The 12,815-nt window shown below is 42.6% G+C and carries 14 protein-coding genes; 6 read left to right on the top strand and 8 right to left on the bottom strand.

All coding sequences use genetic code 11. From position 1 onward, the window contains the following. The first annotated feature begins 64 nt into the window (after positions 1 to 64). On the top strand, positions 65 to 262 hold the full coding sequence (locus tag MHH89_RS03865) for a hypothetical protein (protein ID WP_076183447.1): 198 nt from the start codon (positions 65 to 67) through the stop codon (positions 260 to 262). A 148-nt stretch (positions 263 to 410) separates the two neighbouring features. On the opposite strand, the gene MHH89_RS03860 is transcribed toward MHH89_RS03865, so the two are convergent. Continuing rightward, positions 411 to 866, bottom strand: a complete 456-nt coding sequence (locus MHH89_RS03860) for a hypothetical protein (RefSeq protein WP_076279787.1) — start codon at positions 864 to 866, stop codon at positions 411 to 413. Between the two features lie 231 nt (positions 867 to 1,097). Here MHH89_RS03860 and fsa point away from each other — a divergent pair, with 231 nt between their 5' ends. Next, positions 1,098 to 1,745 (top strand): fructose-6-phosphate aldolase, encoded by a 648-nt coding sequence (gene fsa, locus MHH89_RS03855; RefSeq protein WP_036686257.1) that lies wholly within the window; start codon positions 1,098 to 1,100, stop codon positions 1,743 to 1,745. Between the two features lie 56 nt (positions 1,746 to 1,801). Here fsa and MHH89_RS03850 read toward each other — a convergent pair whose 3' ends face one another. The 3 genes from MHH89_RS03850 to MHH89_RS03840 all read right to left on the bottom strand — a co-directional run bounded on the left by MHH89_RS03850 (position 1,802) and on the right by MHH89_RS03840 (position 6,862). Next, the gene (locus MHH89_RS03850) at positions 1,802 to 3,115 is read right to left on the bottom strand and encodes an MFS transporter (protein ID WP_076310403.1); all 1,314 of its coding nucleotides are present in this window, start codon (positions 3,113 to 3,115) and stop codon (positions 1,802 to 1,804) included. 132 nt (positions 3,116 to 3,247) lie between these two features. Continuing rightward, the gene (helD, locus tag MHH89_RS03845) at positions 3,248 to 5,599 is read right to left on the bottom strand and encodes an RNA polymerase recycling motor HelD (protein ID WP_076125914.1); all 2,352 of its coding nucleotides are present in this window, start codon (positions 5,597 to 5,599) and stop codon (positions 3,248 to 3,250) included. Positions 5,600 to 5,818: 219 nt separating this feature from the next. After that, positions 5,819 to 6,862, bottom strand: a complete 1,044-nt coding sequence (locus MHH89_RS03840; protein ID WP_076125912.1) for an FUSC family protein — start codon at positions 6,860 to 6,862, stop codon at positions 5,819 to 5,821. A 184-nt stretch (positions 6,863 to 7,046) separates the two neighbouring features. Here MHH89_RS03840 and MHH89_RS03835 point away from each other — a divergent pair, with 184 nt between their 5' ends. Beyond that, the gene (locus tag MHH89_RS03835) at positions 7,047 to 7,550 is read left to right on the top strand and encodes a hypothetical protein (protein ID WP_076183438.1); all 504 of its coding nucleotides are present in this window, start codon (positions 7,047 to 7,049) and stop codon (positions 7,548 to 7,550) included. A 68-nt stretch (positions 7,551 to 7,618) separates the two neighbouring features. Here MHH89_RS03835 and MHH89_RS03830 read toward each other — a convergent pair whose 3' ends face one another. Then, positions 7,619 to 8,260, bottom strand: coding sequence for a phosphatase PAP2 family protein (locus tag MHH89_RS03830; protein ID WP_076125909.1), 642 nt, complete (start codon positions 8,258 to 8,260; stop codon positions 7,619 to 7,621). A gap of 111 nt (positions 8,261 to 8,371) precedes the next feature. Here MHH89_RS03830 and hfq point away from each other — a divergent pair, with 111 nt between their 5' ends. Continuing rightward, positions 8,372 to 8,593 (top strand): RNA chaperone Hfq, encoded by a 222-nt coding sequence (hfq, locus tag MHH89_RS03825; protein WP_036686247.1) that lies wholly within the window; start codon positions 8,372 to 8,374, stop codon positions 8,591 to 8,593. A 136-nt stretch (positions 8,594 to 8,729) separates the two neighbouring features. Here the strand turns inward: hfq and MHH89_RS03820 are convergent, their stop codons facing one another. Then, positions 8,730 to 9,836 (bottom strand): lactonase family protein, encoded by a 1,107-nt coding sequence (locus MHH89_RS03820; protein ID WP_076217722.1) that lies wholly within the window; start codon positions 9,834 to 9,836, stop codon positions 8,730 to 8,732. Positions 9,837 to 10,043: 207 nt separating this feature from the next. On the opposite strand from MHH89_RS03820, the gene MHH89_RS03815 reads away from it, so the two are divergent. Both MHH89_RS03815 and MHH89_RS03810 read left to right on the top strand, forming a co-directional pair. Continuing rightward, entirely contained in the window at positions 10,044 to 10,379 is a 336-nt protein-coding gene (locus MHH89_RS03815) for a LytTR family transcriptional regulator DNA-binding domain-containing protein (protein ID WP_036686243.1), read from the top strand. Positions 10,380 to 10,564: 185 nt separating this feature from the next. Then, the gene (locus MHH89_RS03810; RefSeq protein WP_076125905.1) at positions 10,565 to 11,722 is read left to right on the top strand and encodes a peptidylprolyl isomerase; all 1,158 of its coding nucleotides are present in this window, start codon (positions 10,565 to 10,567) and stop codon (positions 11,720 to 11,722) included. 83 nt (positions 11,723 to 11,805) lie between these two features. Here the strand turns inward: MHH89_RS03810 and MHH89_RS03805 are convergent, their stop codons facing one another. Both MHH89_RS03805 and MHH89_RS03800 read right to left on the bottom strand, forming a co-directional pair. Then, the gene (locus MHH89_RS03805; RefSeq protein WP_036686240.1) at positions 11,806 to 12,000 is read right to left on the bottom strand and encodes a hypothetical protein; all 195 of its coding nucleotides are present in this window, start codon (positions 11,998 to 12,000) and stop codon (positions 11,806 to 11,808) included. A 71-nt stretch (positions 12,001 to 12,071) separates the two neighbouring features. After that, a complete protein-coding gene (locus tag MHH89_RS03800; protein WP_076125903.1) occupies positions 12,072 to 12,671 on the bottom strand; it encodes a nitroreductase family protein in 600 nt (199 codons plus the stop codon). Between the last annotated feature and the right edge of the window lie 144 nt (positions 12,672 to 12,815).

Below are 12,815 nucleotides of genomic sequence, written 5' to 3'. Positions count from 1 at the left end.
CATGTTATCCGTTATAATGATCTATGATGATGTTGAAATCACCTATTGTTCAGGAGGATTCCGGATGAGAACCGAAAACCAAATTCAATCTAAAATCAACGAATTGACACTGCAGCGCAGATCTCTGGAATCAAGATTAGCTTCATTAACAGAGAACAGCCCACAGCAAGATAACCTACAAGCTCAGCTCACTAGAGTTGAAGATATGGTCATGATGCTGGAATGGGTGCTTAATGCACCCGTAGGGAGATATCATGCCTAAGGCTGACTGCCATCCATTATTTTACCAAACAATGCCGGTAGCTGTGTTTACATAAAACGCGATTGCTTCCGGCTGTTTGATTCTTTTTTATATCCAAATTTGTATTATGCTTTGCGCAGAGCAAAAAATCAATATTTTTCACCCTACTCTATGTATATTGTAAATTCACTGCATCCTCTAGATTGAGAATCATCTCTTTTTCTGTGTGATTAGCCGTCCTGTGTAAGTAGGCTTTATGCTCAGAATACGCATCCAAAGGCATTGGCCTACTAATCTTGTCAAGCATATTACGCTCGACATCAGCCAATAAGTAATCCCCTTTTCCCGCTGCAACTCTGCACAAAATAATCATAGCTACAGGCTTGTTCACAACAACCGCTCCATTCGACCGCGCAAATACAGTGTATTGAAATAACGGAATGGCCTCAGGTTCTTCAACACCAGCTGCACTAGATTGGTCAAAGATAGAATACATAAGGGAAGGATCACTTGATGAAGTACCGAGTTTCTTCTGATTAGACACCAACTTGCTGTTTTGGTAGGCAAGGAATCCCGCTGCTGCCAGCACAAGCACAAGTAAAATCACCAATATCGCATACATCATCCCATCCCCACCTCCCACTCCAAAATAACAATTCCGGTTATATATTATCATGGAGGGAGGCCTAAGCCAATCTTATATTATCTGAAATTCAGCGCATACAGGTAATACTGATTCTATAAAGTTATTTTGAAATATTCAAAATAACAGTTGAAACTTTGATTTGCATGTCTCATAATGTAAATATGAATGTTGCTTGTCAATCCATATGGAAATCAAGGGAGGAAATTTAAAATGAAGTTTTTCTTGGATACCGGAAACATTGAAGAAATCAAACGTATTACTCGCCTAGGACTAGTGGATGGCGTAACGACTAACCCTTCGCTGATCGCTAAAGAAGGAAGATTGTTCAAGGATGTTATCAAAGAAATCGTTGCAATCGTTCCAGGACCTGTAAGCGCAGAAGTAATCGGACTTACAGCAGAAGAAATGCTTAAAGAAGCATACGAAATTGCTGAATGGGCTCCAAACGTTGTAATTAAACTCCCTATGACTGAAGATGGCTTGGAAGCTTGTTATGAGCTTACTAAAAAAGGCATCAAAACTAACGTTACACTAGTATTTTCCGCGGCTCAAGGTTTGATGGCTGCTAAAGCAGGCGCAACTTATATCTCTCCTTTCGTTGGTCGTCTGGATGATATCGGTGTTGACGGAATGAAGCTGATCAAGGATCTGAAGACTATCCTGACTAACTACAACTTGAAATCCGAGATCATTGCAGCAAGTATCCGCAACATTGCTCATGTTGAGCAAGCAGCTATTGCTGGTGCACACATCGCTACAATCCCAGGTTCACTTCTGCCAACCCTCTGGAAGCACCCGCTGACAGATAACGGTATTGAACGTTTCTTGAAGGATTGGGAATCTGTTCCACAAGCCTAAGAATATCTTTTATTCTTTTATCTAGAGGGCTATCCCACAAGCTGCGGCAACGCAGCTTAGGGATAGCCCTTTTTTCCATCCAGAGACATTGAGGAGGTTTGGCGAATACGTTTCGGCCAGATTGGAGGAATTACCTTCTCTGTGTCTTTAACGCCTGGCTCCCCCTTATCCCCCTTACTCGGAGTTACTGCAAACAAGGTCAGCAATCCACCAATTGCCCCTACTGTAGCCATCAACGCAAACAAGACCCAATGCCCGCTGCTTAGCAGCAACGATACCACCGGTGGCCCCAACGCTACCCCTATAAACCTCATACTACTATAAAGAGCGGTGATTGTGCCGCTGTTCTCCTTCTCAATCCCCTCCGTGATTAAAGCATCCATACAGGGAAGTACAATTCCGATTCCAACACAGCCTAAACCCATAAACCCTACTAAAAAATAAATGCCTTTGTTGAATCCCGCACAAATCATCGCCGCAGTCAGTAACACCATGCCCCCAAAGCCCAGCCATTTCATTAGCGTTTTATTCTGACCAATGATCTTTCCTGTTCCATAGGAGGACAGACATAAGAGGGCAAGCGGTATCGCCAGCACAAACCCCTTCGTCGCTCCGTGCATTTTATATTTAGTTTCCAGCATTTCTGATAAATAGAATTGGACACCAAAGGTCACAAACATACAGATGCCGCCTATGGCAAAAATAGCGTACAACCAACGTCCCTTTTTACGTAAAACGCTCACAATTCCAGATAAAAACGCCCGAAGTTCCTGTTTCTCAGGTTCATCCTTTGCTTCGGGTTTTCGGACCAGAAATAAGACTAACAAAAATGAAATTAGACATAGAATGGGAATTGCAATAAAAGGAGCAAACCAGAGCCATATCCCAAGATAGGCACCAAGAATTGGACTGAGTACTTTACCAAACGTATTGGAGGTCTCAATGATTCCCAGACTTTTGCTCACATCTTCTTCTTCCTTGAACAAATCGCCTACAAAGGGGATTACAATTGGAAAAGCACCCGCTGCACCAATTCCTTGCAACAGACGCCCCGCTAAGATCACCCAATAAGCGCTAACCCCCTTCATAAACCAAGCAGCCACCACGCAGACAGCACCGCCAATTGCGGCAATGATTAAACTCGGAAGAATAACCTTCTTTCGCCCAAAACGGTCTGACAGATAACCTGCAATAGGGATCATTACAATTGCCATCAATCCATACACGGTAATCAGCATACTGACTTGAAAAGCGCTAATGCCGAGTTCTTTGGAGATCTGCGGCAGAATAGGCAGCAGCATGGAGTTACCGAGGGTCATTATTAGTGGGATTGATGCTAAGGCAAGCAGATCCCATTTTCTTTCCTTCATGAACTGACCACCTTTGTCATTGTGTACAACATTCTTTATTGTGGTTTGTTCGCCCTTCTTTATTCATGAAAACAAAAAGACCGTCCCTCCGCTGCTGCGGAAAGGACGATCTTAAAATGAAGAAATCTATGCTTACAGCGACCCGGCGCTTAAAGATGCCACATTAGCGGACGGTATAAAATGGCTAGGTTCACCCAGACTAAAAATGTGCAGCAAGTGCATAGCCCGAGTGCACGCCGTATAAAACAATTTGCGTTCACTTTCTCTGCCATATTGTTCAGCCGAGCCATCATAGATGACGACCGCATCAAACTCCACGCCTTTGGCTAAATAAGCAGGCAGAACCAGTGTCCCCTTCTGAAAATTCGGTGTTTCCTTTGTAACAAGTCTCACCGGCAGGCTACGATTCAGTTCAGCATGAACCCTTGCGCTTTCCTCCGCTGTTTTGCAGATGACCGCCACATAATGATATCCCTCAGAATGCAGCTTGCGGATATCCTGTTCCACAGCATTCAGAAGCTCCTTCTCGCTGGATACCACACTTATCTGGGGTTCTTCTCCCCGCCGATTAAAAGGTACGATTCGTTCTCCTCCAGGGATCATTGACCGCGTAAACTCCACGATCTCATAAGTTGAACGGTAGCTTTGGGTTAACGAGATCACTTCTGTGTTCTCTTCACCATATATACTTACGAGACTAGACAAATCCCCCAGTACCTCACCTTGCGCATAAATGGCCTGGTTCAGGTCGCCTAATACGGTCATTTTTGCTCTTGGAAATAAACGCCGCATGAACTCTAATTGGAATGGAGAATAGTCTTGTACCTCATCTACAATCACATGGCGGATCAGTGTGTTGGTCCGGAAGCCTTGGCTTAACTCCTTCAGATAAAGGAATGGCGTAGCATCCTCATAAGCAAGCTCGTTCACTCCAATGGATTCCAATGTTTGCTCACAGATATCATCCCACACCTCTGGTAAAGGATAATCTCCATTGAGGCGCGCCATAAGCTCGCGATCTGTAAATAACGTGCTGTACAAGCCCTTAACGTCCACAAATCGACCCCGTTTAGTCCAACCACGCAGGGGTTTGAGCCGCTGGCTGACTACATAACGAGATAACACTTCTTTTTCCGTATCAAAATCATCAAAGCTATCCTGCGAAGCTTTCTTCTTCCGACGCAACATCTGATATGCACGGTGATAATCGCTGGAATCCAGCAGCTCGATCTGATCTTCGACCCACTTCGCATTTCTTTCCTCATGAGTAAAATCTGCAATTTTCTTAAGCAGCCAGCGGATCATCAAATCCACACGATTTGCAAGCTTTATGGCAGGATCGTACGCGTAGAACTGGCGTTCCATTTCTTCTTTACTGACCACTGCTTTCCCTTGAAACATTAAAGGCTTAAAAAGCATACCCTCCTGTTCCAACAACGTAGCATACCGCCGAATCACATCAAGGAAAGGGACGGACGATTTATAGGCAATGCCTTCTCTACGTATAGCAACCTCAGGACCCTCAGGAGCATTAAGTAAACTTTCGGTCTGACTAAAGACATCTTCCAGCAGGAATTCATGTCCAAGACGATGTTCTAAATACATTTGAAACGTTGTTTGCTGCATATTTTCTTCGCCTAGCTCCGGGAGCACTGTAGATACATAGCTGTTAAACAGCGGATTCGGTGAGAACAGCAGCATTTGATCTGCTGATAATACTTCACGGTATTTATATAGAAGATAAGCTACCCGCTGCAATGCAGCAGAGGTTTTTCCGCTTCCCGCTGCTCCTTGCACAACTAGCATCCGGCTTTTGTCGTTGCGGATTATCGCATTTTGCTCTTTTTGAATTGTAGCAACAATACTTTTCATTCGATCGTCAGCGCTATGACTTAGCACCTGCTGCAGCAGCTCATCCCCGATCGTAACCCCAGTGTCAAACATAACTTCAATTACACCGTCAGCAATAACAAACTGGCGTTTAAGATTCATTGTTCCGGAGACTAATCCTCCAGGTGTTTCATAAGCTGCAGGACCTGGTGCTCCGTCATAATACAGACTGGAGATAGGCGCACGCCAGTCATAGATCAAAAAGGTGCCATCATCCTCCATCAAAGATCCAATCCCTAGATAAATCTTTTCCAGCCCGCCCGTTGGTTCCTCTGTGAAATCAATTCGGCCAAAGTAAGGAGAGACAACCAGCTTTTTATATTTTTTCAGCGCCTTGCTTGATTGCAAATGATGACGTTCCCGTTCATTTAGGATTTGGGACTGTTGGCGAAGACTTGTTGAGGTTTCTCCCAAATCATCCGGGCTACTGAAGTTTACGGTTACCTCTTCCCAGAAGTCTTTCCGCATATCCACTACATCACTACGATGAAGTCCAAGCTCCTCTGATAAATTGCGAATATGGGCGGACAAAAGCTTGGTTACTCCGTCAACCCGTTCCTGTTCCTCTTTCCACTGACTTTCATTGTTATCCACTACATTTCATCCCCTTTTGGAAGGTTGACATTCCATTTGAATCATGATATGATAAATTTGCATATTTATGTTTTTAAATGCATACTTATTCGATATCTTATCATTTTAGCAATTTCAGTTTGAGATTTCAAGTATTCTCTTAAATAGATGATCCGGTCCCTGTGGAACCGGATTTTTTGCTGTTACAAAGCTTATATGTTGCTCTTCACAAGGTTATGTTTAGGCTTCATGCACAGATTCTTTATCCTCCGCTATACGATTCATCTGATCGGCCACTTTATCTAAGCGCTCCAATTGATATCCGTAATCATAAATTGCAGCAGCCACAACATATAAACGCAGCTGACCTATTTTCTCTGCATTATACCCCAAAATCGCGGTATTCAGGAATTCATCATTGTCTTCTCCCAAGGGTTCAGATTCATTGGCATTGGGCTTTAATTTGTCTTCAAACTTAAGTAAGATGTGCTGATGATATTTGATTAAATGTTCCAAATGATTATCAAATAGAGCATCTGTATGTTCGGTCCGATCCGCCTGGAAATAATGCCGATCTACGGCCTCGAGAACATCGTAACCTTTTTGCAAAGAAGCTAACAGGTTCTTATACACAACCATTTGTCTTGTCTGGCTATACTTGGCCCGTTTTAACTGCTTCTGCTCCTCCTCAAACAATGCATACTTATCAGCCAACGATTTTATGGATGAATGCAAAGCATTTTTTTCATCACGAAATACACTTTCCTTCATCTCATGAGAAACCGCTGTTCTCAGCAATAAAGAGAGGCTTGAAAAAACATTCTCAATTTGCTTAATGTATTGCTTACGAGGTTTTGGAGGAACGACAATAATATTGATTAGAAATGCAGAAACAATACCTGTCAAAGTTAATAAAAAACGATTAAGTGCGAATTGCCATTCACCCGAAGCCTCCATCACTGTTATTACAGTAACTAACGTAAGACTTATCGTATCCGCCCGGTTGATTTTCATACTGATCATAATGACTAGAATACAGACCAAACCGACTGCTATTGGGCTGTTGGATAACAGCATCCCTCCGAGTAAAGCCAGAACGGCCCCCATTGTACTAGTCGTGAGCTGGTCAAGAAAATAACGCCAAGAGCGATAAATAGAGGGCTGCATAGCGAAAATCGCCGCAATCCCTGCACCCACGGCAGAAGGAAATTGAAGCATTACAGCTAAATACAGGGCTAGCGTAACGGCCAAACCTGTTTTAAATATGCGAGCTCCTAAAGCCAAACCTATCCCTCCTAAAAATTAGCCCACGCTACAATATGAACATCAGCGAACCCTCGTACTTCTAATTACCCCAGCCTGGAGTTGATGAATTTTAAGAACATTTAAGCTCTCACTCATGTTTCTTTCAGCTTTCAGGGAATACTAATTCGAGTAGTGCCTATCACATAACATACGAGGTGAGTGAATGAATAACAATATCAAAAGATTAATGACTTTCACGACCGTTATTTTTCTCAGCCTGTCTCCAGCTCTTGCGCCAATCGGAAGTGCTTCTGCTGAGAAAGTAACCCCTACAGCCACCGCACCTGGTGCCCATCCTTCAGAGAAAGGTCACGGTCACCATCCAGGAAAAGACGGAAAGGTTAGGGCTGGTGGACATTTCATTATTTTTGAAACGGCTAAACTGCTGGAAATGGATCGTACAGAGCTAATCAATAGCCTGAAAGCAGGCAAAACGCTCCCGCAGCTTGCTCTTGAGAAAAAAGGCTGGACGGAAGATCAATATATTCAGAAGCTCTGCGAATCGGCAAACCAACGGCTGGATCAAGCCATCACCGAAGGACGTCTGACAAAAGACGAAGCCCAAAAGCTTAAAGCAGGACTTCCTGCGATGCTGAAGCAAAGAATAAGCAAAATGGGGCAATTCCAGGATCGCAAAACATCTGAACAACATGTGACGACTCCTTAAACAATCCTCTTACACATAAAGACGGATATCTTCATGCGTTATGAAAGATATCCGTTTTTGTATCTATCCTACTTCTTACGCGAGCTCTTGTAGATTTGAAATAAACAAATGGACAACATCAGCCAAGCGCCACTAGCCATATATCCCCCAATTACGTCACTCGGGTAATGAACACCCAGATAGATACGGCTCCAGCCAATCCCCACGGTCATGAATACGGCGAACATTATTAATAAGACCCGTTCATGCCTCCGCCGCAGATGACGCCACAATAAAAAGGCAATAACACCGTACAAAGAGAATGCTGCCATTGAGTGCCCGCTCGGAAAACTATAACCAATCTCTTCAACAATGCGATGTAAATTCGGACGTTCTCTGTGAAAACATAACTTCATTATTGTATTCAAGAGCTGTGAGCCTAATCCAACCCACAGGAACAAGATTAATTCAAATCGGTGTTTCAGCAAAAAATAGAGCAGTGCCATGGTAACGATAGATAGGCCAATAGCGATCTTAGAGGAACCAATCAGAGATAAACCTTTGGCGAATGAGGTCAACCCCGGTGATTCCGCTGATTGTACCCCATCAATAATATAGTTATCAAAGGTTGATACCTTATTCATACTTACAAGGACAGCTATAACGGCGAAACAAGCAGCAAACCCTAAAAAAAAGCGAAAAGCTCTAGACCAGTTCTGATAATAAAGCATAAATACCTCCATGTCTATTCAGGTGACTGTTGATCTCATTTCCAGTGAGGGACTAACCCATGTTATAATTATTGAGAGAAAAAAATTCACAGAAGATGGAGTGCTGCCAAAGTGGAGAGTTTAAAATTGCAAGAACGATTGTTGAACCAGTTCATTTCCACAAAGGTGCCTGTGACGATTTTTACGACGAATGGTGTGAAAATGCAAGGGCTCGTAACCTCGTACGATGCTTTCACAATCACTTTACAAGGTCAAGGTGATGGCAGGCAAAATGTACTATTCAAATCTGCAGTATCCACTATTGTACCTCTTAAGCCCGTTTCGCTCAAATAGTCTACTCCCTCATTCACCTCATCAACCAGATAATCACAGGCTTTTATTTTCAAAAAAAGGGAACACCGGACTTTATATCCGGTGTTCCCTTTAGCATTTCCCAAGATCACTGATTCACTCTTCAAATGGAGTAACTTTATACAGGAACATTTACGGGCTTCACACATACCGGTTTGGATACTTCAGCTGTATTTCCAGTAAATTCGAGTCGGCCACTTGCCGCTTCTATTGAAAATACAACCAGGTTATTCGCATCACGATTTGCCACGATAAGATAAGCTCCATCTGGTGTCAATGCGAAGTGACGTGGATGTCCCCCACGAGTAGATACATATTCCAGATGTGTAAGCTTAGCAGATGCATTATCCACAGCATACACAGCGATATTATCAGCCCCACGGTTTGAAGCGTACAGATATTTTCCGTCCTTGGAAATGGCGATTTCAGCGCAAGTATTCTCTTCGTTAAAATCATCAGGCAGCGTCGGCACTGTATCTACAGTATGCAGAGTGCCTGCGGCACTGTCATATGTAAACGATGTAATGGTGGAATCCACCTCGTTAATTACATAAGCAGACTTTCCGTCTGGATGAAAAGTGAAGTGGCGTGGTCCCGCTCCTGGATGCAGCGCCGTATCACCATGCACTTCTAGCTTGTTGGTTTCTCTATTGATTCTATAGGCACGAATTAAATCAAGCCCAAGATCCGATACAAACACATACTGCCCGTCCGGACTGAAAATAGCGGAATGGGGATGAGGGCGGTCCTGCCGTTCAGGATGCTGGCCATGACCTGAATGTACGGCCACATCAACTAATTGATCCGCAGCTTTCTCTTCATTTAATTTGATCAAACCAACGCTTCCACCATGATAACTACATACAACAACGTATTCATCATTCAAATCTCTATTGATATGGCAGGTGGTTGTTTGACGGTTGCCAGAAGCAGGCATGGAGGGAATGCGTTTCAGTTCACTCAATTTCCCGTCTTTTGGATCAATGGCAAAGGTAACAACCTCGCCTTCTTTTCCACCCTCACCATTCGGTTTTTCTCCTATAGCATATAGACGTTTTTCAGCGGTATCTACATTAACAAAGGTAGGATTAGTTAAGCCCTGCACCGAATCCAGCAGCTTTAGCGTACCACCTGCAGCTCCATCGAATTCAAACACCTGCACTCCGCTTTCCGCGGCACTTGCATAAGAACCTGTAAACAGCAATAACTTATTCTGCTCATTCATCTCTATATTCCTCCTCAAAAGTATTGCTACTTCACACTCATTAGATGTGATCATCTATATAATCTACAATTTTTAAACGTTAATTACAAACGATAAAGTTAGAAATGTACGAAACAATTCAAAAATGGGTCTTTCCAACGATTAACTGTTGTGATATAATGAAAGCGCTAACATTAGTCTTTTATTCCGTATAAAGGGGGAACATGAATGAGTAGCATCCTGCTGGAAGCCAGAAATGTGTACGAGGACTTCGAGGTGGAAACAGACATTCTGTTCTTTAAGGTCGGGGACCATGATTTGGTCATTTTTCACGGCAGAAACTATAACATAAAAAAGAGAATGACTGCCGAGCAATTAAATCGATTGTTGTCCAATTCAAGTTATTATCATGTGTACGGTGGCTGTTATGTCAACCTGAACAAGATCAGCTCTATCGCAGATGACTGCATTTATTTCGGTGAAATGGGCCTGTATGCTAAAAACGTACGTGTCCCAAGACGAAAACAAGAAAGCATTCGTCATCTTCTGAAAGGACTGAAGTAGACATCTTATTCCCATTAGCCGGAAGGGCATGTTACTGATGCCATTTCCGGCTTTTTGCTTTTTATTAATAGAAACTTAAAAAGATCCTGCCTTTTTTTATACTTTCTTAAGGTTTAGGATTAGGATTTCTGTTAAAGTTGTAAATAGACAAGCAACACCTATATTGAAGGGAGTCATTACTAATAATGGACAAAAAAGATCTGAATGGAAATGAGAACTTAGAAAACAACGGTACCACGGAAGAAGAATTGAACACTTCCGAGATTATCAATGAAGAGGTTGAAGTAGCGCAAGTTGCTGCTGAGGAACCTGTGAATACAACAAAAGCAGACAGTATTCCAGTAATGAACAAAGTCGGTGCGAACAACGCTACGCCACCTACACCTCCGACAGCTCCTAGAAGCAATAAAGCTTGGATGATTGCCTCTATCGTATTAGCTGCAGCACTAATCATTGTTCTGGTCGTCCAAAAAGACGACAGCAAAAAAGCTGTTGCAACAGTAAACGGAACAAAAATCACAAAAGAACAACTTTATGATAAATTGATCGAAGCAGGCGGAGAAAGCACGCTGCAATCTATGATTACAACTGAGCTTGTTGATCAAGAGGCTAAAAAAGCTAACGTAACTGTTACAGATGAAGACATCAACACTGAACTTGAAGATCTTAAAGCACAATTCGGTGGAGAAGCTGCCTTTAATGCTGCTTTGTCCCAAAGCTCAATGACTGTAGACGACTTGAAAAAGCAAATGCCGCTGCAAGTAAAGCTGCGTAAAATCCTTGAGCCACAAGTCACTGTAACGGATGATGAAATCAAAGAATACTATGACACAAATAAAGCTACTTTCAGTGAAGAAGAACAAGTTCGCGCTTCCCACATTCTCGTTGAGACTAAAGAAGAAGCAGATGCAATTCTGAAACAACTGAAAGAAGGCGCAGATTTCGCTACTCTTGCCAAGGAAAAATCCTCTGATACGGGTTCCAAGGATAATGGCGGAGATCTAGACTTCTTCAAACGTGGCGATATGGTAGCTGAATTCTCTGATGTAGCCTTTAAGCTAAAAGTTGGTGAAACCAGTGATGCTGTCAAATCCGATTATGGTTATCACATCATTAAAGTAACCGACCATAAAGATGCTAAAGATTATACACTGGAAGAAAAGAAAGATGAAATTCGTAAAACACTAGTTTCGCAAAAGGTTTCCACTCTGTCCTCCACTTGGATGTCAGAAACAACTGAAAAAGCAAAAATCACGAACACACTTACTGACGCTAAAGAAGATGCAGCTGCAACAGCTGAGCCAACTGCAAGCGCAGCAGCAGGAAATGAATCCACTAAATAATTGTGCCCGTCAAAAAGCAGGACAAGCGTTAATAAACGCTGTCCTGCTTTTTTTATTTCTATGTTCAGGCCTTTGATTAAGCCTTAATGACCTTTTTTACGGATTTGTTTATCGTGGTTCTCCCCCCACTCTTTCGCCTGCGCTGTGGCAATTGAAATCGCCCGCCCCTCCTCATAACCATCTTCGAGGAGCGCATTCGCAATATCGATTGCCTTATTGCGAACAGGTGCTGTGAAGTTCTTCAATGATTCTGGATAATCCTCTTTGTTCCATGGCATACCAAAAACCTCCTTAACCAGTCTATATACATACTTAGCCTGGTTAAGGAGGTTTCAAACGCTTATTTCACTTATTTAAAGACTTTAACACGATCTTCAATCGGTTGGAATTGTTTCTCACCAGCAGGAGTAACTGTTTTACCAAATGGCAATTGAGCAATCAATTTCCATTCTTGCGGGATGCCCCATGCTTCTTTTACTTCATCATCAATCAGTGGATTATAGTGCTGCAAGGATGCACCTACACCTGCTTCAGAAAGTGCTGTCCATACTACAAATTGCAGAATACCAGAGGATTGGTTAGCCCAAATTGGGAAGTTCTCAGCATATAGAGCGAAGTTCTCTTGCAGGCTCTTCACTACCGTTTGATCTTCGAAGAATAGTACGGAACCGTAACCTGCTTTGAAAGACGCTAATTTTTGCGCTGTTCCTTCAAATTGTTCGGCAGGAACGATTTTACGCAATGTTTCTGTAGTGATATCCCATAGTTTATCGTGTTGTTCTCCAAGAAGAACAACGGCTCTTGAGCTTTGGGAGTTGAAAGAAGTTGGGCTATGTAGCACCGCTTGTTCAACGATTTCTACAATTTGTGCATCCGAAATCGTAGATTCTTTACTAAGGGCATATATGGAACGTCTTCCTTTTACTGCTTCAAAGAAATTGTTAGACATAAAATAACTACCTCCATTAATTTTAGTAACTTACTTTTGTATATCTTAGCACCTTTTTTCTGAAAACACAACAGTTATTCACAACTTATTTTGTCGGATATATTCGTTGCCAACTCTTATTGTCGCATTTATGGGCTTAATTAT

Origin of the sequence: Paenibacillus sp. FSL H7-0323, from assembly GCF_038002725.1 — a bacterium.
GTDB lineage: Bacteria > Bacillota > Bacilli > Paenibacillales > Paenibacillaceae > Paenibacillus_AQ > Paenibacillus_AQ odorifer.
This window is presented reverse-complemented; position numbering and strand designations above follow the sequence as displayed.